The organism is Enorma sp., from assembly GCF_982429025.1.
Window position 1 is genome coordinate 1 of sequence record NZ_CEWCAA010000010.1, and the last position, 23,179, is coordinate 23,179.

A 23,179-nucleotide genomic window follows, 5' to 3' on the forward strand; every position below is an offset into this window, starting at 1 on the left:
TGCAGAGATCTTGTCGCCCTCGGCGAGGAGCATAACATCGCCCGGCACGAGATCCTCGGCCAGAATCTTCTGCTCCTGGCCATCGCGAATCACCGTGGCATAGGCCGGCAGCATCTTCTTGAGCGCCTCGGTCGCCTGGCTCGCACGCGCCTCCTGCCAGAAGCTGAACACGCCGTTGATGATGTTCACGAGCCACACTGCGACGCCAAGCTCCGGGAGCCCCGCGATGAACGCGATGGTGCCCGCGACCCACAAAAGCACCGCCATGAGGTGTGTGAAGTTCGCGAGGAACGCGATGACGGGCGACTTCTTCTTCTCGCTTTGGATGACGTTTTTTCCGAAGCGCCCCTGGCGTACGGCAGCCTCGTCCGAGGCGAGTCCCGCGCGCGCCGTCTCAAGTTGGCCGAACACGCCGTCGACGGGTGCCTTGCGGATGGCATCGAGCGCATCCAGATCCGTTGCTGCGACGGATGCCGGGGTCCCTGATCCCAAACTGCTTCCCATGAAACCTCTCCTTCCCTGATCGCGGGGTGCCAGCAGCACATCCGCGATTGCGAAAGCATCTTAGTCACGTGAAAAAGCAGCTTCAAGGGGTTTGGCCATATCTTTGTGGCATCTTAATGCCCGGCTGTGCAAGGCGCCTGGAGCGGCCGCGACGTTAGAGGCGTTGCATTCGATAGCCAACGCCCACATGCGTTTGGATGAGCTTCGGTTGCGAGGGGTCGCGCTCGATCTTCTTCCGAAGTGTTGCCATGAAGACGCGCAGGCTCGCGATGTCGGAGTCCCACGACGTGCCCCAAATCTCGTGCGTGAGGTACGTGTGGGTGAGCACCTTTCCCACGTTTTTGCACATGAGGACGAGCAATTTGTACTCGATGGGCGTGAGATGCAGCTCTTCACCGTTGAGATACGCGCATCCCGCCGCATAGTCCACGCGCAAAGGACCGTTCTCGAACACGCTCTCGCCTGGGTCGTCACCGAGCGACATGCGAGCACGTCGCTGCCAGGCACGCACGCGAGCGAGAAGCTCTTCCACGGAAAACGGCTTCGTGAGATAGTCGTCCGCTCCCGTATCGAGCGCTTCGATCTTGTCCGCCTCCTCGATACGCGCCGAAATCACGATGATCGGCACGTTCGACCATGAGCGCAGCTTCTTGATGACGGCGATGCCGTCCACATCCGGAAGACCCAAATCGAGCAGAACGAGGTCAGGCCCATGCGACGCAGCCTCGAGAATCGCCGCCTCACCTGTAGCGGCGACCTCCACATGGTAGCCATGCATGGCAAGCGCCGTCGCGATAAGACGACGCACCGCCGCATCGTCTTCTACCACGAGGACGGAGAGCGCCGCGCCATCTGCACCGGCCGATGCCGCCAACTTCGATTCCTTATCCATGAATCGCAACCTCCTCTGCGGGAAGCGTGAACGAAAAGACGGCGCCATGGGGCACGTTGTCGTGCACCTCGATAGCGCCGCCATGCGCCTCAACGATGGAACGGCAGAGCGCGAGCCCCAAGCCAAAGCTCCGCTGCGCATCTGCCGGCCGCTCTGCCTTCGCACCGGAATAGAAGCGATCGAACACATGTGGCTTGTCGTCGTCCGCCACGCCCGGCCCGTCGTCTGCAACCGTCACGCGCACAAACGCCCCCTCACGCCGTGCGTACAGCTGGATAATCGAACCTGCCGGGGTGTACTTGATGGCGTTGCCCACGAGGTTTGTGAGCACCTGGATGATGAGGCTTGCATCGATGCGCACGAGAAGGATCTCTTCCGCGGGCTCGATGACGATACGGTGCTCGCCCGCCTGGTTCGCGAGATGCGATACAGCGGCTTCGAAGATGTCATCGATGAGCTCGGAGTTCAAGGTGAGCTTGACGGTGCCCTCATCGAAATGCGTGATGGTGAGCAGATTCTCGACCATATCGATGAGCCAAAGCGAGTCATGGTACACGTCATCCAGAAGCGCGCGCCGTTGCTCGGGCGCAAGACGGCCGGAATCACCGCGCAGAATCGCCGCTGCGCCCGAGATCGTCGTGAGCGGCGTGCGCAGGTCATGGCCAAGCGAGCGCAACAGGTTCGCTCGAAGCTGCTCGTTGCGCGCGAGCACGGCAGCCTCTTCACGCTCGCGCGCCTCTCGCTCTCGAGCGAGCTCGAGCGCGCACTCACCGATGATCGAACGAGCAATGGAAAGCTCGAACGAGTCGATGTCGCGCTCTGCAGCGCGAATGCCCACCACGCCGAACACCTCGTCGTGCGTGCGCACGGGCAGGAATAAGCCATCTCCCACGGGAATGGCAACGATTTCCGAAGCTTCGGCGGTCGCGGGCGACGCGGAAGCGGGCGCGGCTCCCGTCGAAGCGGCGTCCTTCGCAAGCTTGGTAGACCGGAGCGCGCGCAATGCGTCCACACGGGCATTCTCTGCAATTGCTGCCGGCATCGCCTCATCGTCCCCGTTGCGCACCAGCGGCGAGCCAAGACCGTCCCCTTCGGCAGGATAGAACGCCACCGGGCCGTCGAGAAGCTTCGAGAGCTGGCTCAACGCTATTCGCGCGATGCTTCCGGGGTCATCCGCCTGCTGAAGCAGTTGGTTCGTCTCAAGGAGCACACTCGTGCGATATGCCGTCCGCCGCGCCTCGCGAGCGTTTCGCGCGATATGGTTCGTGAGCTCCGAAGCGACGATGGCGGCGACGAACATGATGGCGAACGTGACCAGGTAGCTCGTGTCGAGCGACTCGAACGAAAAGCGCGGCACGACGAAGTAGAAATTGTAGAGCACCACCGAGAGCGCAGACGAAAGCAGCGTGTACATGCGTCCCGATGTGACCGTAGCGGTGAGCAGGGTCGACAGGATGTAAAGCGAGATGATGCTCGAATCGGTAAAGCCCAGCTCATGAAAACCGAGCCCGATCGCGGTCGATGACGCCAGGAGCGCGCACATGGCGCCAAGACGTGCCGCCATTCTTCCTTCGCGTCGCGGTGCCCGTACGTTCACCTCGCCCATCCGCCGCCTCCCTTCGCGTCGCTCCCCAGTATAGCGCGGCAACGCGGGGTGCAACGCGTTCGCCCTTCATGGGTAATGCGTTGCCTACCTGCATCTTTATGACATTTTAATATCCAGGCGCTCGAGCTTAATGCCACCTTTACCGCTCACATGCTGTACTGAATTCGACAGCAGGGCATGCCCGTGGAACCCCCGTAACACTTGTATGTCGCTGCCGAGGAATCTTGGATTCGCCCGCATTTCGCATGTTTCAGATGAAACATGCGGGAAAGAATTCGGGCTTCCGACCATGAATCCTGCGGGTGTCGAACACCTTGAGCCCGCCACGGGAAGGAGACCATGTCATGCACGAGATAACCCCGATCGCTCTCGCCGGAGTGTTCCTCGGTGCCGGATGCGCCGCGCTCTTCGGCTACTGTGTGTACGTGTTCGCGAGTGTCTGCTGCCGACCGGCATGCAACTAGCGTCGCAAGAACTAACGAAGCGCGACCTCCGCACCGACCTTATGTGCCGCGTGACCTGCGCTCCAAACGCTGACGAGCAGCGGCCCACCCGAAAACCCTGCCCGAATCCAAGGACAGACAGCGCTTAACCAGACCTGCCGAATAGCTCATCCAATGTGTCGTCGATCAGGGCATCGACGGTGCGCTCCAGCGCCTCGGCACGCAGAAGGCTGCGGTTGAGCAGCGTGAGCGCGAGCGCGAACTGCAGGTTCTGCACGGCGGCGACATCCACCCCAGGCCGCGCGTCGGCAACCTCATTCACGATCCAGCGCACAAGCGCGCCGTCGGACGCGGGATCGAGCGTCCGTTCATCGGGCAGACTTCGCACGAGATAACGGTACTCCTCAGCCGTTGCGATGCGGAAGATGTTTCGATCCGACCGCCAAAGAAGCTCGAGCCACGAGCGTATGCGCGCGCGATCGAGCGGAGCGCCCGCCTCCTCGCGCGTGCGCTCGAGCACGTCCACCGCGTGCTGGCGATTCTCCATGAGCATGGCGTAGATGAAATCGTCCTTGGAGTCAAAAAAGTGGTAGAACGTGCCCTTGGCTATGCCCACGGCCGCTGCGACCTGCTCCACGCGCAGGGAGCGGATCCCGTTTCGCACCAGTTGGTCCCAGCCCGCATCGATCATGCGGCGATACAGCTCGTCTCGGTTCTGCTGCGTAAAAATAGCTGGCATTCGACCATCACTCCGTTAGCGCGCCGAGGCGTCGGTCGCAACCGCTTTGGCGCGGCGCTCCCGATAGTTCAGCCACTCGCGAACGAGCGCGAGCGCCACGCTAACGAGCACGATGACCGCAACCACGTGGAACGCAAGATGCATGCCGTCCATGAATACATCCGGGCGCCCTTCGATATAGCTTGTGACCGGATAGCCGATCGACTGCGACATGCCGCCGTAGAGCAGCGCCGAACCCACCGTGATGCCCACGGACTGTCCCAGGTACCTCATGAGGTTGCCGAGCGACCCCACGAAGCCGAGCGACCCCTCGGGCGCGTGCCCCATCACCATGGAGTTGTTGGGGGCTTGGAAGATGGCGCTACCAAGCGAGGTAAACATGATGCAGGGAATGAGCACGAAGAGCGGCGTATCGAGCGCCACGAAGCCCATGATAGCGAGCCCGCAGGTGTAGATGATCTGCCCCACGAGCGTGGGCTTCTCGCACCCCACTTTGTCCGACACGGCGCCCGAGATGGGGCCTACGATGGAGTTGACGAGCGGATAGCACGCCATGATAAGGCCAGCTACACCCGCGCCGATGCCGCGCGCTTCCTGCAGGTAATACGGGAAGATGAACGTATAGGCCGCCATGGCGAGGAAAACGAGCGCCATGTTGATGAGGTCGATGACGAAGCGAACGTCGCGAAAGACGCCGAGTGTTACGAGCGGAGACTTCGCATGGTTCTCCACCACGACGAAGGCGACGAGCAGCCCGATCCCGCACGCAAGCATGCCGATGGTAAAGGGCGTGACCCCGCGTTCCGTGAGCGTAATGGCGAAGAAGATTAACAGGATGGAGGGGATGAGCAGCACCGTGCCGAGCGCATCGAATGACGGACGGTGCTCAGGGCGGCGGTTGCTGAGCACTTTGAGCCCGACGACAAACGAGATGAGGCCGATGGGCAAGTTGATGATGAAGATGAACTCCCACGGAAGCGTCGCCACGATGAGACCGCCGAGCGTGGGGCCGCACATGGCGCCGAGCGCGGTGAACGTCGCCACGAGCCCGAGCGCGCGGCCGCGACTGTCTGGGAAGGTCTCGGTGATGATGCCCTGGTTGTTGGCGAGCGAAGCCGCGCCGCCAAGCGACTGGACGGCGCGAGCAACGACAAGCATCTCGAACGTTCTCGAAAGCGCGCAGAGCGCCGATCCGGCGGTGAAGAGTGCCACGCCGACCTGGAAGATGCGAACCTTGCCGAACATGTCGCCGAGGCGTCCGAACACGAGGAGCGCCGCGCAGGTCACGATGCTGTAGATGCTTGCGACCCACTGGATGGACGCCATATCCACCCCGAGTTCCTGCTGCATGGAGGGAAGTGCGACGTTTACGATGGTGCCGTCGAGAATCTCCATGAATGTCATCGCGAGAATGACGACCAGCACCGCCCCTGCGTGGCCACCGCCCGCTTTGGCGCCCGCCTTGGCGGCCTCCGCCCTGCTGTCTGGCGCGCTCTCTGCCATGCGTTCCATTCCTCAGCCTCCAAAAAAATGACTATTGCGTTCTGATAGTCATTTTAATCCTAGTGACAGGGAGTGAAAGGGGCGCCTTTGCCTCATACTGAAGGCCGTCTCGGAGCGCCGGACAAGGCGAAGACGGCCCAGCGCTCAAGATAGTACCTTTTTACCGGTGCGCACGGCTATCGGTGCGCACGGAACAGCGCGGCGATTATGCTGCAAGACCGCAGGCCACCGCGAAGCGCAAGGGCGACCCACCCAACCAAGCGCCCAAAAGGTACTGTTTCGAGGCTCGAGCTGGAAAACGTCAATGCTTCTTCGCGGCACGGCGCTCATCGCGCAGGCGAGCGCGGTCAAGCGCGGCCTCGGCAGCGGAAAAACGGCACCCGCAGTAGTTCTGCCGATACATCCCGAGCTCGCGAGAACGACGCGTTGCCTCGGGATACCAGGGGCGAAAATCGCGGATTACCGGCATGAGGCCGCGCGCCGAGGCGAGCCGGCAAAGCACGTCGTTGCAGGTTTCGAACAGCTGATACGGCGAGACGGCGAGCGTCGTCGCGATATGGGTGAAGCCCTCGCGCTCCGCAACGCGGCAGGCCTCAGTAAGGCGCATCGCATAGCAGGCGCGGCACCGGCGCTCGCGTGCCTCGGCGCCAATGGGTGCCACCGAGCGCTCCCATCGAACAGCGTCCTCCTCCGCCTCGATGAGCGGGATGCCCTCCACCGCGCACCAACGCCGAAGCTCGGTAAGGCGGCGATCGTGCTCCTCAACGGGCTGTATGTTCGGGTTCGTCCAGCAAATCGTTGGTTCGAAGCCCTCCTCGCAGAGCAGGCGCACGGGTTCGAGCGAACAAGGGGCGCAGCAGGCATGGAGCAGCAGGCGCGTCATGAGCGCACCTCCTCTTGTTCCTCGCCAAAGTCGGCATCGCAATCCTCGTCATCACCGTAGAAGCACACGCCGTACGAGGTGTCCTCGCAATGCGTGATGAGAGGATCGGCACGAAGCTCATGGACGTACCCCCAGTCGCCCGCGCACCCGGCAAGATGGAGCACCGCCGTGAAGGCGCCCGCTACGGGGCAGCCGCACGCAAGCCCCGCTGCAACCACCAGGAGCGTCACGACGAACGTGGGCGCAAGCGCGATGATGAGGTACTGCCTACGCGTGTACACGATGCCCTCGGCGCACGCGTAGAGCATGCCGCGCTTCCAGTTGGCACCGAACGACACGCGGGTACCCGCTGGAGCGAATGCTTTGAAGAAGATGGCGTGCACGAGCTCGTGCGCCGCAAGCGAGACCACGAGCGCCACCGCGACCCACGCAATCCAGAGCAGGTAGTCTATGATTCCACGTCCATCCTCGGAAAAAATCCCCACGAGCAGGCCATCGAAGCCCCCGGGGACGCACACGGCGAGCACGACCGCGAACACGAGCGTCGCCGCCAACCCGATGATGAACGTCACGGCAGAGCACTGGGTCATGCGCTTGAGGAAATCATCGTCCTCGAACGTGTGTATGTTGCTTCGGCATCTCATGTGTCCAAGCATACACGGAATCTGGCGTGCTGTGCCATAATGGTTGCTTATCTGGATGTTTCGACCAAAGCAGGGAGGCTGCATGGCATCCAAGCTGAGCAAAGATTCGCGCCCCACCTGGCCGCAACGCGCCATCGTAACGGCCGGCATGCCCTATGGCAACAAGAACCTGCACTTCGGCCATGTGGGCGGCGTCTTCATTCCCGCCGACTTCTACGCGCGCTTCCTGCGCGACCGCATCGGCCGCGAGAACGTGTTGTTCGTCTCCGGTACCGACTGCTACGGCAGCCCTATCATGGAGAGCTATCGCAAGCTGCATGACGAACAGGGCTACGAAAAGCGCATCTCCGATTATGTGGAGGCGAACCACGAGAGCCAAGCCGCGACGCTCACCGGCTACGACGTGGAGCCCGACTTCTTCGGTGGCAGCGCCCTCGAACCCGCCGCGCATGTTCACGAGCAGATGACCGACGAGATCATCTTGCGCCTCAAGGAGCAGGGCGTGCTCGAGAAGCGCGCAACCAAGCAGTTCTTCGACCCGGTGGCACAGCAGTTCCTGAACGGGCGCCAGGTCACGGGCAGGTGCCCCATCCAGGGCTGCAAGTCCGAGAAAGCCTATGCGGACGAGTGCGACCTGGGACATCAGTTCGAACCGGAGGAGCTCATCGCGCCCAAGAGCGCGCTCACCGGCGAGACCCCGGAGCTTCGCCCCGTGGACAACATCTATTTCGACCTTCCGTCCTACCTCGACTTCCTGAAAGGCTTCACCAAGAAGCTCGAGGGCGACGAGACGGTGCGCTCCGTGGTGGTAAAGACCCTCGAAGAGTGGCTTAACCCGCCGCAGCTCTACATCCAGAACAAGTTCCGCGAGGCATTCGACGCCATCGAGGGCGAGCTGCCGCCGCACACCGTGACAGAACCCGAGGGCAACAAGAGCTCGTTCACCGTGACCTTCCCGAGCTGGCGCGAACGCGACGACGCGCACGAGGTGCTCGGAGCAGGCGGCGTGCGCTTCCGCTCCGGCAAGGCGCTCGTGCCGTTCCGCCTTACGGGCAACATCGCCTGGGGTGTCCCCGTAACCGATGAATGCGGCTGCCCCGGCCTCACCTGCTGGGTCTGGCCCGAGAGCCTCTGGGCGCCCGTCAGCTTCACGCGCACGGCGCTTGCGGCAGACGAGCAGGCCGGCGGCACGCGTTACGCTGCGCACGACTGGCGCGACTGGTGGTGCGACCCCGAGGCGCACGTGTACCAGTTCATCGGTCAGGACAACATCTACTTCTACGGCATCGCGCAGACGGCGATGTGGGAAGCGCTCGGCTGGAATATGCAGCAGAGCACGCTCGTGGCCAACTATCACGTGCTCTACATGGGCAAGAAGGCAAGCTCGAGCTCCAAGACCCCGCCGCCGCCCGCAAGCGAGCTCCTCGACCACTACAGCGCCGAACAGCTGCGCGCCCACTTCCTCTCGCTGGGCCTCGGCGAGAAGCCGGTGAGTTTCAGCCCTAAGGCATACGATCTGCGCGAGACGGGCAAGAACCCCGATGGAACGCCGCTCCTTGCCCGCGACGACAAGCGCGTGATCGACCCGGTGCTCAAGGAGGGAACGCTCCTTACCGGCGTGTTCAACCGCTTGGCGCGTTCGTGCTTCTACGGCGTTGCAAAAAAGGACGGCGACCCGAGCACGGTGCGCACGGGATGCATTCCCGCAGGCGAAGCTTCGGCCGAAGCGACAGAGGCCGCCGAGCAGGCAGCCCTCGCCTTCGAGCAGGCCATGTGGCGCACCGAGCTCCATCGCGCGCTCGGCGTGTGCGACGCCTTCCTGCGCACCGCCAATAAGCGCTGGAGCGACGCGAGCAAGGCGGCCAAGGCGGCGCAGAAGGACGACCAGGCTGCGGGCGATGCGCTCATGCATCAGGCGCTCGTCGACGCGTTCTTGGAGCTGCGCGTGGCAACCGTCCTCATGCATGGCATCGTGCCTGCCGGATGCGAGCTCATCTGCGAGCACTTCGACATAGCTCCCGAGGCGTTCTTCTCCTGGAAGCACGTGCTTGACTCGACGGATGCCCTTGTGGAAAGCCTCGGCGAGAAGCCGGGCACCCACCGCGTGAAAGAACTGCCGCCGCGCTTCGACTTCTTCTCGTACTAAGGGCGTCCTCCCGGCGGGCCGGGGCCATATGCTCCCGTGTTCAAACAGTCCTCGAAAAAGAGCCCCGATGGGGCTCTTTTTCTGCGGGACTGCGCCGGGAGCATATGGCCCCGCCCTGCGGACGGCCTTGCACTCGCGGCGGGGATTCCCCCTCGCATGGCAGCCATCCTTGAATGAGACACTTGTGCCGGGTCTAAGTGTCTCATGCATGATGGAGTAGCGGTGCGGGGTTAACGTTCCCTGCGTTCGTAGACGGCGCCGGTGGGGCACGCCTCATGGCAGGCGCCGCAAGCAGTGCAGCGATCTTCCAGGATGCGAAGGGTGCGGCCCATCGGACCGGCGGCGATGGCGCCAAAGAGGCAGGCGCGAACGCAATCGCCACAGTGCATGCAGCGATCGATGTCGATGGCGTATGACGCGCCGACACCCGGTTTTCGCGCGTCATGTGAATCGCAGACACCCGGTGTCTGCGATTCAACATCGAAGAGCGGCAGCATGTCCTGGACGTCCTGCATGTCGTTCCTCCCCTACCGAACTCGCATGAGGCAGGCTCCAGCGCCTCACCCCAGCCGTCATCTCTTTCCCAATTATGCCGCTTTCTTGAGTCGGCGGGTGGCCCTTGCGCGAGCGGAGAAAACGCCTATCGTAATGCAGCCGGTCAATCGAGCGCCCGCGGGCGCATTCCATCGAGAGGCTTTCACCATGAACGACACCCTGACCATGCGGCGCGCGCTGCCCGGCGAGGCGGACCGCGTCATGGAGATACTCGAAGACGGCAAGCGCTCCATCGCGCGATTCGGCATCGAGCAATGGCAGCACGGTTATCCCAACCGCACGAGCGTTGAGGGAGACCTCGCCCTCGACGCCTGCTGGGTCGCCGTTGACGCCTCCGGCTCGCTGCTCGGCACGCTTGCCCTTCGCTTCGACGAGGATCCCGAATACCGCATGCCCGAGCTCACCTGGCTCACCCCGCAGACCACCCCCGGCTGCACGCCCTCCTACGCCGCCATCCATCGCTGTGCCACCGCCGCCGGCGCGCTCAAGCGCGGCGTGATGGGCTTCATGTTCGCGGCGGCGGAGGACATCGCACGGGAGAACGGCCGCAAGAGCCTCAGGATCGACACACATCCCGGCAACGTCGCTATGCGCTCGTTCCTCACCCGCCACGGCTTCACCGAGCTCATGACCTTCGAGCTCAAGACCAAAGGGGATGCCGAGACCGACCTCACGCGCATCGCATACGAAAAGTTGGTGTAACGATGCAGAAGCTCTATCTCATGCGCCATGGGCAGACGGTGTACAACACCCAGCATATCCTCCAGGGCCGCTGCGACTCGCCACTCACCGATGAGGGTGTGGCGCAGGCTCGGCGCACCGCCGCATGGCTTCGCAGCCATGAAGCAAACTTCTCCTGCATAGCCGCATCGCCCCTGGGGCGCGCACAGCAAACGCTCGACATCGTCGTGGCGGAGGTCCCCGGGCTCTCCACGCTCCCCCGCATCGCTTCCGCCGGGCTCATGGAGCGCGATTACGGCAGATTCGAGGGGGAGCCCGTTGAACGCCTGGGGGTGAGCCCATGGGAACCAGGCGACGCGGCGGTCATGCGCGGCGGCGAGACCCAGGCATGCGCCCGGTACCGCATCGTGAGCACCCTTCGCGGCCTCATGGACGGATGCACCGGAGACGCGCTCGCCGTATCGCACGGCTCTATCAGCAAGCTGTTCAAAACGGTCTGGGAGCATAACGCGCGCTGCGAGCAAGATGTCTATCTGGGCAACTGCTGCGTCCTCGTGTTTGAATACGACCGTGATTCCGGCGCGTTCTCCAACATCGAGATCGCCAATCCCGCCTCGTAAGCCACGGCGCCGAGAGCCAGAGCGCCTCGATGCCGCAAGGAGCGCCGGGAGTACAGGCTATCGGCGCTTGCCGTGGGAGTTGCGCCAAATCTCGCGACCGAGCATGAGCGCAAGCACGAGCGCAGAAACATAGCCAAGAAAGCCGATGATCGGGATGCCGAAGATAACCGGCTCGATTTTCGCATAGTACACGACCGACGACCCGATGAAGAGGCCCGCGATCACGATCGCCATCGACGCACGGTCCACGATGCCGCCCAGGCGCCTAAGCACCTCGTCGGAACCCATGAGCTCGGTATTCACCTTGAGCTGGCCGCGCGTGAGCATGCGCGATGCGAGACCGAGGTACTCCGCCGTCTGGAGCGACCCCTTTACGGCGCGGGCGGTACCCACCGCAAGCTCTTCCGCAGCTTCGCGCGCACGCTCGTAGCTGCTCTTCTCGTGGGCGATATGCACCTGGATGATCTCGATCATGTTGACGTCGGGCATATATTCCGAAAGCAGGCCCTCGAGCGTCACCATACCGCGCGCGAACATCGTCACCACCGGCGGCAGCTCGATATCGTTCTTGCGCGCCAGGTTGATGAGCGCTGTCAGGAAACGGCCGATATCGAGGTCTTTGAGATTGCTTCCGCCAAAATCCTGCACGATGTAATCGAGGTCCGTGAGGAACGCCGTGTGGTCGATGGCCGCCGTGTCGCCGCGCGAGATGGCGAAGCACATAAAGCTGTCCTTGAGCTTGGGCACATCGTTTTCGGCCACGGCGAAGATGATGTCTTTCACCACACCGCGGTCATGCGCGGACATGCGCCCCACGATGCCGAGGTCGATGAAGTAGATGACCCCGCCCGAAAGGATGATGTTGCCCGCATGGGGGTCCGCGTGGAAGAAGCCGTCGTCGAGCACCTGCGTGGCGTAGTCGTCCACGATCTCGTTGCCCAGGTCCTTGAGCTTGTAGCCCGCGCGCACGAGCAGCTCGGGTTCCGAGATCGAGATGCCCTCGATGTAATCCATCACCACGACATGCTCAGTGCAGAGGTCCATATACGAACGCGGGCACGAGATGCCGGGCGTATGCTTGTGGAAGGCATAGAACTCGTCGAGATTGCGTGCCTCGGCAAGGAAGTTCGTCTCTTCGCGGAACGAGCGCCAGAGCTCTTCCACCACCTCGCCCAAGTCGATGATCTGCTCGGTCTTGATGAGGCGCGTCGCAAGGCGCGCGAGCGAGCGCATGATATCGATGTCTTGCGCCATGACCTGCTGGGCGCCAGGGCGCTGCACCTTTACAGCAACATCCTCTCCGGTAACGAGGCGGGCGCGATGGACCTGCGCAAGCGAGGCGCTACCGAGCGGATTAGGGTCGATGGCATCGAAGAGGTCGCCGAGCTTCTTGCCGTATTCTGCCTCGAGGCATTCGAGCACCACGGGATAGGGAACCGGGTCGGCCTCAGTGCGCAGGCGGCGCAGCTCGTCGCAATAGCGCTGGGGCAAGATTTCAGAGCGATTTGAGAGGATCTGACCCATCTTGACAAACATGGGGCCGAGCTCCTCGAGCATGCGGCGGAGGCGCACCGGCGTGATGTTCCTCCACACCTCATACTTGCGTGCAATATGGAAGATCTGCGCGATACGACGACGACGCCCCGTGAGGGTGAGCTGATACTTATCGACATCCGCCATGGCCTCGGGCTCGTCGGGCACCTCGTCCACGGCCCGCTCGCGCCGAAAGCTCGTGCGCGACGGGCCGAATTCAGGCTCCTCGCCGGGCACTCGCTCTTCCGGAATCAAGGGCTCGGGAGGCGGCGATGGGTTGTTCTTCGTGCCGAAGTCCATGGCGGATAATCGCTTTCGTTATTCCTCGGTTTTCTCGTCGGCAACACCCTCGGCATCGCCCGGCGCTTGCTCGCCGGCAGCTTCCTCGGCTGCAACCGACTCCACGGGCACGCTCACGGCAGCGGCGGGAACCGCCTCCACGAGCTCCGTGACATGAGCTACGAAGGCGGCGCGCTCGGCTGTCGTGAGCGGGCGCACGCGAGCGACGATGAGCTCATCCAAGATGCGTTCGGCAACCGTCGCGCCCTGCTCGCTCAGCCGATCGGTCACATCGCTCACGGCCCCGCCGGCCTGCTTGAACACGTCGGCCATGGAGCGTGCGAAATCGCCTTGAGACGCATCGCTTCGGGCCTGTGCGCCGCGGGCGCTCAGATCGTCGATGAGCTCTTTGCCCTTGTCGGCCGCCATGGCAGCGGCGCCCAGGCTCACGTTCACCATGTTGTTGACAAGTTCGTCGAAAGACATAGCCATGTTGCCTCCTCAAACGAGCGGACGCGCAGCTAGCCCGAGCGCCGCGGTTTTCGTTGCTCCCCTTGTACCCCAAAGGAGCGCTGCGGTAACAACGGGGCAGGGCCGGCAACTTCCCTTGGCCCCGTTGTTAATCCGGTTGACCGGCCTATTCGCGCACGTTGTCAGACATCGCGAAGCCGTTCTTCATCGCGCAGCTCGTGGTATAGAGCACCTTGCCGAGCAGTTCCTCCGTTGCGCACTTGAGTTCGGAAGCGAGATCGCTGTTCGCCGCTGCGAGCTTCTCCGGCACCGCAGCCACATCAAGGCCCGCCACGGCGGCATCGGTCTCATGGAGCATCTTGTGACCCAGAGCAGCCATCTTCTCCTGGTATGCCTCGACCGCAGCCGCGTTTTCATGGAAGCGCGCGTCGGCGAGGGCGGCGATGATGCGGTTCGCCCAGTAGAAGCTTTCGCTCGTCACGCGGGCACCGGTATTGCCGAGGTACTCGGGCAGCTCATCAACGTTTGCATAGAACGGGACGAGGGCGTTGAACGGATTCGAGCCAAACGCCATCCACTGAACGGCTCGGTACGCTTCAGGCGCATAGGGGCGGAGCTGCAGCACCGCGAGCTGGCCGTTGCGGTTGATGCCGATGGGGCGGTAGCGGTTGCGCGAGGCGGCGTTACCCATGGTGCCATAGGGGTCGAACGGCGTGCCCTGATAGTGCGCGGAGAGCACGTCCTTCACATCCTCGATCGTGAGCTTGCGCTCCGGGACGCGCGACCACGGGATGTCATCGGACTCGGGGCCAAAGGCGGCAGCGGGCCCGTCCCAGCCGTCGCTCGGATTCAGGCAGCGCTGCATGTACCACGCGCGCGGCGTGTTATATACGTGGTCGCTCTCGCTGTGGCTTCCGAACGCCTGCCGCGGATTGAAGATGTCGCCATTGAGCATGCCGGCACGCACGTCCTCGATGAGGTCGAGAAGCCCGTCTGCGAAGTCGTCCTCTTCATCTTGCTCCACGTCGTCTGCGAGGTCGTCCGCAAAGTCGTCGTAGATATCGTCGAAAACCTCGGGGCGCAGCAACGTGAGGTCAAGATGATGCTCTGCCATCCAGCTCCGCAGGTCGGAGCTCGCCATGTGCTCGACCTCATCGCCCTCGGCATCCGCGAGGTCGAAGTAGTCGATGCCAAGCTGATTGGGCATGGTCACATACGAATCGTCCGGCACGCGCTTCGCGATCCAATGATGGCCGCCGATGGTCTCGAGCCACCAGATCTCGTCCACATCGCTGAATGCGATGCCGTTCATCTCGTACGTGCCGTAACGCTCCAGAAGCTCACCCAGCCTCCGAACGCCGTCGCGAGCGCTCTTGATATAGGGCAGCACGAGCGTGACCATATCCTCCTCGCCGATGCCACCGGGAACCGCGGGCACGTAGCCCTCCTCGCCTTCGGTGCCCCTTGCGGGCTTGTAGACGACGAGCGGGTCCGCGCCGAGCACGCGCGGGTTCGAAGTGATGGTTTCCGTGGCGCTCATGCCCACGTTAAGCTCGTTGAAGCCTGCCGCCGCCCAAGGCCCGTGGCCCTCGATGGCATCGGGCACGGCGGTGTAGCGCATGGGGTTATCCGGCAGCTCGATAGTGAGGTGCGAAGCGGTCGAAGTGTAGGTGCGCGGCTGCTCGCTTGGATGGACAACCGTGAGGCGCTTGGGCTCAAACTGCCCGTTCGGTGAGTCCTCGTTGCGAGCAACGATGGTCGAACCGTCGTAGCTCGCCTTCTTGCCGATGAGAATGGTAGTGCAGGGCATGAAGCCTCCTTGCTTGAGCGTACAGATCACGTGCCCGAGCGGGCTACGCACCATCAAGTGTACCCCCACGCGCGGACATTCACCCACCCAACGTAAGGGTTCTGCAAGGAGGCGCGCTGCGTGCCCTTGCGACCGCGAATCTCGGATTGACGAGGGGGCGTTAGGGGTATGCTTACTCTTCGTGTCGGCGACCGCCGGCGCACGACCCGCTCGCATGAGAGCGTAGAAAGAAAGGTACAGCATGACCGGAACGATCAAGAAGTCCTTCTTCCGCGAGAAGGGCTACGGCTTCATCGCCCCCGACGACGCGCCCGCCGACGGCGCCAAGTCCGACATCTTCGTGCACTTCAGCGCGATTCAGATGGACGGCTTCAAGACCCTTGACGAGGGCGACCGTGTTGAATTCGAGGTCGGTCCGGGAAAGAAGCCGGGCGAGACGCAGGCGCTCAATGTGAGGAAGATCGCGTAGGGTCCTGCTCCCGGACGGGGCGCTCCCCCGTTTCTCCTTGCTCAAACATTCTCGAAAGGCCCAGCTTTGCTGGGCCTTTCTGCGAAACTGCGCAGGAGAAACGGGGGAGCGCCCCTGCGTGCGGGCTGCGCGATTGGGCTGGATGGGACATGGCGAGGGCTTGGAGGGCTCGCCGCTTTGCGGCATCGCACCGTGCGGTGGACACAACGATGAGATGCCAGCACGCGACCTACCCCTGCGGGCATCACCCCACAAAAGGAAGCAGCGGGGCCACTTCCCGCAACGGGCGGAGGCGGCTCCTCTAGCGAAATTAGCTACGCTGTGGGCGGCTTCATACCAAGGTGGTCGAAGGCGGCGGTTGTGGCCATGCGGCCCTGCGGGGTACGCACGATGAGACCGCGCTGCAGGAGGTAGGGCTCGTAGACGTCCTCGAGCGTGGAGGGATCCTCCCCTACGGCGCTCGCCAGCGTGCTGAGACCAACCGCACGGCCGCGGAACGTCTGGGCGAGCGTTTCCAGGATGCGGATGTCCATCCAATCGAGGCCGAGTTCGTCGATCTCGAAGAACTCGAGGGCCTCGCGAGCGGTCTTGAGGTCGATGGCGCCGCTGCCGCGCACCTGCGCGTAGTCGCGTACACGCTTGAGCAGGCGGTTTGCCAGGCGCGGGGTACCACGTGAACGAGAGCCGATCTCGACCGCGGAATCGTGATCGATCTGCACCCCCAGAATCGAGGCGGAGCGCTCAACGATCTGGGCGAGGTCCTCGATTGCGTAATAGTCCAGGCGGAACGAGATGCCGAAGCGGTCGCGCAGAGGCCCCGTGAGCATGCCCGAGCGAGTGGTCGCCCCCACAAGGGTGAAGTGCGGGATCTCGAGCCGGATGGAACGCGCGGCAGGCCCCTTGCCGATCACGATATCGAGCGCGAAGTCTTCCATCGCAGGGTAGAGAATCTCCTCGACGGAACGGTTCAACCGGTGGATCTCGTCGATGAAGAGCACGTCGCCCGGTTGAAGATTGGTTAAGATGGCCGCGAGGTCGCCCGTGCGCTCGATGGCCGGGCCGGATGTCGTCTTAATCTGCGCACCGAGCTCGTTGGCGAGCACCGAGGCGAGCGTCGTCTTGCCGAGGCCCGGAGGGCCGGAGAAAATCACGTGGTCGAGCGTTTCGCCACGACTCTGCGCCGCTTCGATGAGGATGCGCAGGCTCTGCTTGATATGCTCCTGGCCGCAATAGTCGTCAAGAAGCTGGGGGCGCAGGCTGCGCTCCACATCGAGGTCGTCTGAGGTGAGGTTGCCCGTCACGAAGCGATCGCCGCGGGCCGCAGCCGGACCGCCCGCCGCACCCTGCCGCTGCGGCACGTCCTGCCACAGGTCCTGTTCATCCGCTTCCCACATCATGCATCCATCCCGAGTCTCTTCAGTGCGGCCGCGAGCAGGTCTTCCACCCGCATGCCCTCATCATACCCGTCGAGGGCAAGGTCGGTCTCCTGCGGGCTGAAGCCCATGGAAAGGAGCGCGGCGCGCGCGTCGTCAAGCGGCGACGAGGCGGCGCGGCTGAGCGGGAGCTGGCCCGCGGCGGGTACATCGGCCGCAGCGAGGCCATGGTCTTTGGCAAGCGTGCCCTTGAGCTCGAGGATAAGGCGCTGCGCCGTTTTCTTTCCCACGCCAGGCACCGCAGACATGCCCGTGGTGTCTTCGGCCATGACGATGGAGTAGATCTGCGAGACGGAATACTTGGACAGTACCGCGAGCGCAAGACGCGGGCCTACGCTCGAAACCGCTACCAAGCGATCGAACATCGTGCGCTCCTCGACGGTGGCGAAGCCAAAGAGCGCGACGGCATCGTTGCCGATGCGCATCCGCGTATAGAGCCGCACCTCTTCACCGAGCGGGGGCAGAGAGGCCGCCGTCATGCCCGAGATGCCGACCTCGAACCCGATACCCGAAACGTCGAGCACCGCCACCGAGAGGGTGGCCTCGAGCAGGATTCCGTGGAGTTGAGCGATCATGCGTAGGGGTTTCCCTTCTCCTTGACATAGGCGCCGTCCGTAGCGGCCGCGGTGCGCCAGAGGTTCGCATGGCAGATCGCGCACGCGAGGGCGTCGGCCGCGTGGTCGGGCTTGGGGTCGTGATCGAGGTTCAGGAGGCTGCGGACCATATAGGTTACCTGGCGCTTATCTGCAGCGCCCGTCCCCACAACCGCTTGCTTAATCTGCATGGGGGTATATTCCCCCACCTCGACGCCCGCAAGGGAACACGCAACGAGCGCAGCGCCGCGGGCATGTGCCGTGGGGATGGCCGAGCGGACATTCGCCCCGAAATAGATGCCCTCGACCGCCGCTGCATGCGGCTGATACCGATCGACAACCGAAACGAGTTCGTCGACGATGTGCCGAAGGCGCGCCGCGAGGTCGGCCTCGGTCGTCGTATGGATGCACCCGTAGGCACGGCAGCGGCACATACCACGGCGCTCCTCCACGACGCCCCAGCCGGTATTCGCCAGCCCGGGGTCGATTCCCAATACGACCATCGGCCCTCCCCTCAATCAGCTCTGAATACCTTCGCACGGCATGCTCGAGATTTCGAACACCTGTTCTAGTATCATATCATAGCGAGGCGGAGGCGGGCACTAGTTTTGCGAGAAGAACGAGAAGCCACGGGCAGCAGGGCCGGCAAACGGGTTGCCGCCCTCCTCGCCATCGGCGGAGCCCCCTTCGAAGAGGTCGTGCAGCGCGCGCTGGACCTGGTCCTCGAGCTGGGGGAGCTGCCCGCCCAGCTGCTGCCGGCCCTCTTCCGTAGACATCGCCTCGAGCTGCTCGGGCGTGATGCCAAGAAGGCTCCCCACCAGCCCCATGATCTCGCCGCGCACCCGTGCGCTCAGCGCCTCCCCGCGCGATTCCGCGCGCTCGATTGCGGCGCGCGCAAGCCCCGCAAGATCGAGCGGATCGGCTCCATGCCGGCCCAGATCGGACCACGCAAGATCGACCGGCCAGGCCCGCTCGCCGAAGGAACGAGCCGAAACCGCAGGCACCAGAGGCAGCGCGCGGCGAGCTGCTTCGCCCCGGCGAACGAGCATGAGCAGAAGCGCCGCCGCATCCGGCCTCGTTGCCGTAAGCGGAAGATCGTCGAGTGGAAGGTCGCGATCGATATGGGCCTCGAGCGCCGCGTCGATTTGGCTCGGCTCGAGCGTGCCCAACGCCTCGGCGACGCGAACCGCATAGTAGGGACGCGACGCCTCGAGCGCGGCGGCTCTCCTGATGATGCCATCGAGATATAACTTCACCGCACGCAACGAGACGAGGGCAGCCGGCACCGCGGCGCCCGCGCGGTTGCGCATGCGGGCCACGAATTCCAGCGCTGTAAGGTATACGTCGCCGAACGGAGCGATCTGCCCCGGCAGCGACCCGCTCGCACCCTCGGGCGCGAGGGCGTAGTCGGTCTTGGTGAGCGAGCTTACCGGCAAGGCATGCTCGGCATGCGCGATGTCGTCGAGGAAGAGCTGGGCCAGATGCGCCGATGCCCGGCGAACGGCAGCATCGTCGCCGGGAACGGCGATGCGCGACTCGTCCCGGTCAAGCAGCGCTGCGCAATCGGGCTCCGTACGCTCGACAAGGCGGATGTGCAGCGATGCGACAAGGTCGCGCACGCGCTCGGCCCGTTCCCGCTCGGCCGCATCCTGCGCAGGCGTCCGCATGCCGGACCGCGCCACAAACAGGCCGACGACGTTTCGCGGCCCGAAGGCATCGACGCAGAGCGTCGCAGCGAGTGAACTGGGCAGGCTGCCATCGAGCACGAGCGCGGCCCGCGAGCACCCGCACGCCGTCGCAGCGTCCACGAGACCCACGCGAAGCCCGTCCCACAGCCATTCCGACCGATCGAAATGCGGTAACTCGTGGTCTTCGATGCACGGCACGGTCGTACCGCGCTGAACATCCTGCACGAGCAGGTCTTCCTCAAAGCACGGCGAGGCCGCCACGACTCGCCCGCAGTCATCCATCACGAAGGAACCGCCCGCATAGATGGCGCCGTCGAAGCCGCCGACCGGCGCCACGCAAGCGAGCCAGAGGCTGCGTTTGACGGCGACGGGACGGAAATGGCCGTCCTGCACGGCGGCTACGGCCGATGTCTCGGCTCGCGAAACGTCGAGCGATCCAGCCTGGAAGTAAATCATGAGGTCGCACCCGGGAGGCAGGAGCTCGCCCGCGCGCTCGACGTCGAACGTGATCGCGCAGCGAACGCCGTCGACATCGAAGACGGGCGGCGTCCACAGGTCGTCATCGCCCGCTTGCTCGCGACGAATCGCCAAGAGCGTGCGCAGCGGCGACACATTCCCGTCTTTGAGCAAAAACACCTCGAGCATGTACGCACCCTGGTGCGCGACGAAGGCGGGGACGAGCGCGGCTATGTCGAGTTGGGCGAGCCGCATCGCCATGCCGCTCAGGCCGGCGATCAGATCGTGCAGGAAGTTCGCGGATTCGACGATCGGGCCAGGCGCGGCACCCGAGAACAGGGGAACCGGCGTGCAGAGAAGCCGAGCCCCCTGCTCGTGCGCGAGGGCCGCCTGGTCCTCGATGCGCGCGCAGATAGCGTCGATGTCGCCCAGACGCATATCGATCTGCGCGATTGCGATCTTCATAGGACGCTCCTCCTCTCCCTTTACCCCACTGCGCCCCGTACGAGCGATACGTAAACCTCTTCTGCGATTTTATGCGAAAAAGGGCCGCCCGAAGGCGACCCTTCCGCATCCATTGGTAGCGAAGAGCCTAGAACTCTGCCTTCCACAGCCCATGAAGGTTGCAGTAGGCGTACACCGTACCGGCCTTAACGCCGCCGGGGAAGAACGCCACGGGGCTCTGACCGGGCTTGAGATGATGCACCTCGAGACGGTCGTCCGCCTCGAGCGCGATCCACTGGATGTAATGGGCCGTCTCCATGGGATGCTCGGTCGAGCCGACCGTCACCTTGATGAGGCGGCCCTCGTGCTCAATCTCGACGACAGGAACATGCTTCTCGACGGCACCGTCGCTCGTATTGGCGTCGAGCACCTGATAACCCGCGGGAGCCGGAGTCTCGACCTGCAGGGCAGCGAGGAAGTTGTTCGCGTCGTTCTTATAAAACGTAGCCATATTGACCTCCATGTCACGTGTGCGTATGCTCTTAGACTTCGCCTATTATGCCCGCGCGCATGAAGCGGTAGTCACCGGCGGAGGAGGGCGGCAAGATGCTTGGAACCTCCACACAACGAGTTTTCATCGAGCTCCCACAAACCACTACATTCCCTATACAATATCTTCATATGAGCACGCGCCGCGTGTTTCCCTCATCCCAAATGGCGCGTGAGAAAGGACGGACACATGGGTTTTCGTTCCTGGCTGCGCGAGCGCTTCTCGCGGTCCGCGCAGCGTAAGCGGAGGGCTGATGCCCCGGGATCACCGAGTGCGCATGCCGCGCGCCCCGAGATCGCGCCCGGATTCCCCCAGGATGAGTGGGAAGAAGTACCCGCCTACCTTCCCGTCGACCCCGCCGAGCACCTACCGGCATGCATCATCGCCTCGGCCATCGCCGCAGGCGCCCAAGAAGAAAGCAAGCTCGTGGTTAAGCGCGTTTCGGTCGCCAACCCCGAGCATCAACGCGTCGCCGTCATCGCGACGGCACTGGGCGCGGGAGCCCTGGAAAAGAGCTCGTTTGCTGTAAAGCGCATCTATAAGCAGAAGGACATGGAAGGGACCCAAAGCGATGCTGCGTAAATTCAAAATCTCGATCGATGGAACACAGTACCTTGTGGAAATGGAGGAGATCGGTGCCCCGGCAGGGCCTGCGCCCGTCGTAGCCGCCCCCGCGGCCGCCCCGGCTCCTGCCGCCGCTCCGGAGCCGGCTCCCGCGCCCGCTGCGGAGCCCGCGCCCGCTCCGGCAGCCGCGCCTTCCGCCAACGCACCGGCGGGCGCCCATACGCAGGAAGCCCCCATGCCCGGCACCATTCTCGACATCCATGTCAACGTGGGCGACACCGTCGAGGTCAACCAGCCCGTCATGGTCCTCGAGGCCATGAAGATGGAGAGCGAGATCGTCGCCGAGCAGGCCGGTACCATCGCCTCGATCAACGTTGCCAAGGGCGACATGGTGAATCCGGGGGACCTGCTGTTCTCGATTTCCTAACCGCACCGCACGGGTTGACAGCGGGGTCGGAGGGACCTGCCAGCCCGTGCCTATTCACCCGATACCGGGGTTGACAGCCACGTCCGACCTACCGTCAACCCGACAGAGGAGAGACCATTGGAGATTCTAACCACGGCAGCTGATGTGCTGACTGCTGGCATCGTGGCGCTCGCGGCCGAACCCGGCCGCCTCGTCATGATGGCCATCGGCTGCGTCCTCATGTACCTTGGCATCAAGAAGGAATACGAGCCCACGTTGCTCGTGCCCATGGGCCTTGGCACCATCTTGGTGAACATTCCCAGCTCCGGCGTCATCGGAGAGACCGGACCCTTCCAGATCCTCTTCGACATGGGCATCGAGACGGAGCTCTTCCCGCTGCTGCTCTTCATCGGCATCGGCGCCATGATCGACTTCGGGCCCCTGCTCTCGAGCCCGTTTCTGCTCATCTTCGGCGCGGCGGCGCAGTTCGGCATCTTCTTCGTGATCATCGTGGCGACGCTCCTCGGCTTCGACATCGCCGACGCCGCCTCCACGGGCATCATCGCCGCAGCGGACGGCCCCACGTCCATCTTCGTGGCTAACAGCTTAGGCTCGAAGTATATGGGCGCTATCATGGTCGCCGCGTACTCGTACATGGCCCTCGTGCCCATCATCCAGCCCATCGCCATCAAGGCGTGCACCACGAAGCGCGAGCGTCGCATCCATATGAATTACAACCCGCGCGCCGTCTCTAAGACGTCGAAGATCCTCTTCCCCGTCATCATCTGCATCATCGCCGGCCTCATCGCACCGGCCTCGCTGCCGCTTGTTGGCTTCCTCATGTTCGGTAACCTGTTGCGCGAATGCGGCGTGCTCGACAGCCTCTCCAAGAGTGCCCAAAACGAGCTCGTGAACCTCATCTCGATCCTTTTGGGCCTGTGCGTCTCGGTGAAGATGGAGTATCACGACTTCCTGCAGGTCGACACCCTCATCGTCATGGCACTCGGCCTCGTGGGCTTCGTCATGGACACGGTGGGCGGCGTCATGTTCGCAAAGCTTTTGAACCTTTTCCGCAAGGAGAAGATCAACCCCATGGTGGGTGCCGCCGGCATCTCGGCGTTCCCCATGAGCTCGCGCGTCGTGCAGCGCCTTGCCACGGAAGAGGATCCGCAGAACTTCATCCTCATGCAGGCGAGCGCCGCGAACGTGGCCGGGCAGATTGCCTCGGTCGTCGCCGGCGGCCTCGTGCTCGGGCTCTTGATGTAGG

General features: G+C 63.6%; 23 protein-coding genes. 7 read left to right on the top strand and 16 right to left on the bottom strand.

Going from position 1 to position 23,179, the window contains the following annotated elements:
• From AC1VS5_RS02995 to AC1VS5_RS03025, 7 genes are all read right to left on the bottom strand, one after another.
• On the bottom strand, positions 1–504 hold a 504-nt coding region (locus tag AC1VS5_RS02995), incomplete at its 3' end, for a cation-transporting P-type ATPase (protein ID WP_481217653.1).
• 154 nt (positions 505–658) lie between these two features.
• Positions 659–1,396: a response regulator gene (locus AC1VS5_RS03000; protein WP_308622899.1), complete on the bottom strand. Its 738-nt coding sequence runs from the start codon at positions 1,394–1,396 to the stop codon at positions 659–661.
• Positions 1,389–2,960: an ATP-binding protein gene (locus tag AC1VS5_RS03005; RefSeq protein WP_481217654.1), complete on the bottom strand. Its 1,572-nt coding sequence runs from the start codon at positions 2,958–2,960 to the stop codon at positions 1,389–1,391. The genes AC1VS5_RS03000 and AC1VS5_RS03005 overlap by 8 nt, the downstream gene beginning before the upstream one ends.
• Before the next feature lie 630 nt (positions 2,961–3,590).
• Positions 3,591–4,184, bottom strand: coding sequence for a TetR/AcrR family transcriptional regulator (locus tag AC1VS5_RS03010; RefSeq protein WP_204666142.1), 594 nt, complete (start codon positions 4,182–4,184; stop codon positions 3,591–3,593).
• Between the two features lie 15 nt (positions 4,185–4,199).
• Complete coding sequence (locus AC1VS5_RS03015; protein ID WP_481217655.1) at positions 4,200–5,687, bottom strand: MFS transporter; 1,488 nt, start codon at positions 5,685–5,687, stop codon at positions 4,200–4,202.
• A 301-nt stretch (positions 5,688–5,988) separates the two neighbouring features.
• Positions 5,989–6,570, bottom strand: a complete 582-nt coding sequence (locus AC1VS5_RS03020) for an epoxyqueuosine reductase QueH (protein ID WP_481217656.1) — start codon at positions 6,568–6,570, stop codon at positions 5,989–5,991.
• Positions 6,567–7,214: a DUF3267 domain-containing protein gene (locus AC1VS5_RS03025; protein ID WP_022349880.1), complete on the bottom strand. Its 648-nt coding sequence runs from the start codon at positions 7,212–7,214 to the stop codon at positions 6,567–6,569. Before AC1VS5_RS03025 ends, AC1VS5_RS03020 begins: the two co-directional genes overlap by 4 nt.
• A gap of 82 nt (positions 7,215–7,296) precedes the next feature.
• Here AC1VS5_RS03025 and AC1VS5_RS03030 point away from each other — a divergent pair, with 82 nt between their 5' ends.
• A complete protein-coding gene (locus AC1VS5_RS03030; RefSeq protein ID WP_481217657.1) occupies positions 7,297–9,360 on the top strand; it encodes a class I tRNA ligase family protein in 2,064 nt (687 codons plus the stop codon).
• A gap of 230 nt (positions 9,361–9,590) precedes the next feature.
• On the opposite strand, the gene AC1VS5_RS03035 is transcribed toward AC1VS5_RS03030, so the two are convergent.
• The gene (locus AC1VS5_RS03035) at positions 9,591–9,875 is read right to left on the bottom strand and encodes a 4Fe-4S dicluster domain-containing protein (protein ID WP_019127963.1); all 285 of its coding nucleotides are present in this window, start codon (positions 9,873–9,875) and stop codon (positions 9,591–9,593) included.
• 187 nt (positions 9,876–10,062) lie between these two features.
• On the opposite strand from AC1VS5_RS03035, the gene AC1VS5_RS03040 reads away from it, so the two are divergent.
• Positions 10,063–10,617, top strand: a complete 555-nt coding sequence (locus AC1VS5_RS03040) for a GNAT family N-acetyltransferase (RefSeq protein ID WP_022349883.1) — start codon at positions 10,063–10,065, stop codon at positions 10,615–10,617.
• Positions 10,618–10,619: 2 nt separating this feature from the next.
• Complete coding sequence (locus AC1VS5_RS03045; RefSeq protein ID WP_481217658.1) at positions 10,620–11,216, top strand: histidine phosphatase family protein; 597 nt, start codon at positions 10,620–10,622, stop codon at positions 11,214–11,216.
• A 57-nt stretch (positions 11,217–11,273) separates the two neighbouring features.
• Here AC1VS5_RS03045 and AC1VS5_RS03050 read toward each other — a convergent pair whose 3' ends face one another.
• From AC1VS5_RS03050 to AC1VS5_RS03060, 3 genes are all read right to left on the bottom strand, one after another.
• Positions 11,274–13,049: an ABC1 kinase family protein gene (locus tag AC1VS5_RS03050; RefSeq protein ID WP_481217659.1), complete on the bottom strand. Its 1,776-nt coding sequence runs from the start codon at positions 13,047–13,049 to the stop codon at positions 11,274–11,276.
• An 18-nt stretch (positions 13,050–13,067) separates the two neighbouring features.
• Positions 13,068–13,520: a hypothetical protein gene (locus AC1VS5_RS03055; protein WP_087186170.1), complete on the bottom strand. Its 453-nt coding sequence runs from the start codon at positions 13,518–13,520 to the stop codon at positions 13,068–13,070.
• A 145-nt stretch (positions 13,521–13,665) separates the two neighbouring features.
• Complete coding sequence (locus AC1VS5_RS03060) at positions 13,666–15,309, bottom strand: C69 family dipeptidase (protein ID WP_481217660.1); 1,644 nt, start codon at positions 15,307–15,309, stop codon at positions 13,666–13,668.
• A 241-nt stretch (positions 15,310–15,550) separates the two neighbouring features.
• On the opposite strand from AC1VS5_RS03060, the gene AC1VS5_RS03065 reads away from it, so the two are divergent.
• Positions 15,551–15,778 (top strand): cold-shock protein, encoded by a 228-nt coding sequence (locus AC1VS5_RS03065; RefSeq protein WP_276869471.1) that lies wholly within the window; start codon positions 15,551–15,553, stop codon positions 15,776–15,778.
• Between the two features lie 314 nt (positions 15,779–16,092).
• On the opposite strand, the gene ruvB is transcribed toward AC1VS5_RS03065, so the two are convergent.
• The 5 genes from ruvB to AC1VS5_RS03090 form a co-directional block, all read right to left on the bottom strand.
• Positions 16,093–17,172, bottom strand: a complete 1,080-nt coding sequence (gene ruvB, locus AC1VS5_RS03070) for a Holliday junction branch migration DNA helicase RuvB (RefSeq protein ID WP_329740005.1) — start codon at positions 17,170–17,172, stop codon at positions 16,093–16,095.
• Positions 17,172–17,786 (bottom strand): Holliday junction branch migration protein RuvA, encoded by a 615-nt coding sequence (gene ruvA, locus AC1VS5_RS03075; protein WP_019127955.1) that lies wholly within the window; start codon positions 17,784–17,786, stop codon positions 17,172–17,174. The genes ruvB and ruvA overlap by 1 nt, the downstream gene beginning before the upstream one ends.
• Complete coding sequence (gene ruvC, locus AC1VS5_RS03080) at positions 17,783–18,307, bottom strand: crossover junction endodeoxyribonuclease RuvC (RefSeq protein WP_144687936.1); 525 nt, start codon at positions 18,305–18,307, stop codon at positions 17,783–17,785. Before ruvC ends, ruvA begins: the two co-directional genes overlap by 4 nt.
• 99 nt (positions 18,308–18,406) lie before the next feature.
• The gene (locus tag AC1VS5_RS03085) at positions 18,407–20,413 is read right to left on the bottom strand and encodes a hypothetical protein (RefSeq protein WP_481217661.1); all 2,007 of its coding nucleotides are present in this window, start codon (positions 20,411–20,413) and stop codon (positions 18,407–18,409) included.
• 127 nt (positions 20,414–20,540) lie between these two features.
• A complete protein-coding gene (locus tag AC1VS5_RS03090; protein WP_481217662.1) occupies positions 20,541–20,903 on the bottom strand; it encodes a desulfoferrodoxin family protein in 363 nt (120 codons plus the stop codon).
• Between the two features lie 228 nt (positions 20,904–21,131).
• On the opposite strand from AC1VS5_RS03090, the gene AC1VS5_RS03095 reads away from it, so the two are divergent.
• The 3 genes from AC1VS5_RS03095 to AC1VS5_RS03105 all read left to right on the top strand — a co-directional run bounded on the left by AC1VS5_RS03095 (position 21,132) and on the right by AC1VS5_RS03105 (position 23,178).
• Entirely contained in the window at positions 21,132–21,524 is a 393-nt protein-coding gene (locus AC1VS5_RS03095; RefSeq protein WP_019127951.1) for a hypothetical protein, read from the top strand.
• A complete protein-coding gene (locus AC1VS5_RS03100) occupies positions 21,514–21,933 on the top strand; it encodes an acetyl-CoA carboxylase biotin carboxyl carrier protein subunit (RefSeq protein ID WP_481217663.1) in 420 nt (139 codons plus the stop codon). The genes AC1VS5_RS03095 and AC1VS5_RS03100 overlap by 11 nt, the downstream gene beginning before the upstream one ends.
• A gap of 117 nt (positions 21,934–22,050) precedes the next feature.
• Entirely contained in the window at positions 22,051–23,178 is a 1,128-nt protein-coding gene (locus tag AC1VS5_RS03105) for a sodium ion-translocating decarboxylase subunit beta (protein WP_235895780.1), read from the top strand.
• The last annotated feature ends 1 nt before the right edge of the window (position 23,179 follow it).

What these genes read in the sequence shown, in the direction of transcription:
- AC1VS5_RS03000 (WP_308622899.1), bottom strand. Translation starts at nt 1,396, where the DNA reads ATGGATAAGGAATCGAAGTTGGCGGCATCGGCCGGTGCAGATGGCGCG.
- AC1VS5_RS03005 (WP_481217654.1), bottom strand. Translation starts at nt 2,960, where the DNA reads ATGGCGGCACGTCTTGGCGCCATGTGCGCGCTCCTGGCGTCATCGACC.
- AC1VS5_RS03010 (WP_204666142.1), bottom strand. Translation starts at nt 4,184, where the DNA reads ATGCCAGCTATTTTTACGCAGCAGAACCGAGACGAGCTGTATCGCCGC.
- AC1VS5_RS03015 (WP_481217655.1), bottom strand. Translation starts at nt 5,687, where the DNA reads ATGGCAGAGAGCGCGCCAGACAGCAGGGCGGAGGCCGCCAAGGCGGGC.
- AC1VS5_RS03020 (WP_481217656.1), bottom strand. Translation starts at nt 6,570, where the DNA reads ATGACGCGCCTGCTGCTCCATGCCTGCTGCGCCCCTTGTTCGCTCGAA.
- AC1VS5_RS03025 (WP_022349880.1), bottom strand. Translation starts at nt 7,214, where the DNA reads ATGAGATGCCGAAGCAACATACACACGTTCGAGGACGATGATTTCCTC.
- AC1VS5_RS03030 (WP_481217657.1), top strand. Translation starts at nt 7,297, where the DNA reads ATGGCATCCAAGCTGAGCAAAGATTCGCGCCCCACCTGGCCGCAACGC.
- AC1VS5_RS03035 (WP_019127963.1), bottom strand. Translation starts at nt 9,875, where the DNA reads ATGCAGGACGTCCAGGACATGCTGCCGCTCTTCGATGTTGAATCGCAG.
- AC1VS5_RS03040 (WP_022349883.1), top strand. Translation starts at nt 10,063, where the DNA reads ATGAACGACACCCTGACCATGCGGCGCGCGCTGCCCGGCGAGGCGGAC.
- AC1VS5_RS03045 (WP_481217658.1), top strand. Translation starts at nt 10,620, where the DNA reads ATGCAGAAGCTCTATCTCATGCGCCATGGGCAGACGGTGTACAACACC.
- AC1VS5_RS03050 (WP_481217659.1), bottom strand. Translation starts at nt 13,049, where the DNA reads ATGGACTTCGGCACGAAGAACAACCCATCGCCGCCTCCCGAGCCCTTG.
- AC1VS5_RS03055 (WP_087186170.1), bottom strand. Translation starts at nt 13,520, where the DNA reads ATGGCTATGTCTTTCGACGAACTTGTCAACAACATGGTGAACGTGAGC.
- AC1VS5_RS03060 (WP_481217660.1), bottom strand. Translation starts at nt 15,309, where the DNA reads ATGCCCTGCACTACCATTCTCATCGGCAAGAAGGCGAGCTACGACGGT.
- AC1VS5_RS03065 (WP_276869471.1), top strand. Translation starts at nt 15,551, where the DNA reads ATGACCGGAACGATCAAGAAGTCCTTCTTCCGCGAGAAGGGCTACGGC.
- ruvB (WP_329740005.1), bottom strand. Translation starts at nt 17,172, where the DNA reads ATGTGGGAAGCGGATGAACAGGACCTGTGGCAGGACGTGCCGCAGCGG.
- ruvA (WP_019127955.1), bottom strand. Translation starts at nt 17,786, where the DNA reads ATGATCGCTCAACTCCACGGAATCCTGCTCGAGGCCACCCTCTCGGTG.
- ruvC (WP_144687936.1), bottom strand. Translation starts at nt 18,307, where the DNA reads ATGGTCGTATTGGGAATCGACCCCGGGCTGGCGAATACCGGCTGGGGC.
- AC1VS5_RS03085 (WP_481217661.1), bottom strand. Translation starts at nt 20,413, where the DNA reads ATGAAGATCGCAATCGCGCAGATCGATATGCGTCTGGGCGACATCGAC.
- AC1VS5_RS03090 (WP_481217662.1), bottom strand. Translation starts at nt 20,903, where the DNA reads ATGGCTACGTTTTATAAGAACGACGCGAACAACTTCCTCGCTGCCCTG.
- AC1VS5_RS03095 (WP_019127951.1), top strand. Translation starts at nt 21,132, where the DNA reads ATGGGTTTTCGTTCCTGGCTGCGCGAGCGCTTCTCGCGGTCCGCGCAG.
- AC1VS5_RS03100 (WP_481217663.1), top strand. Translation starts at nt 21,514, where the DNA reads ATGCTGCGTAAATTCAAAATCTCGATCGATGGAACACAGTACCTTGTG.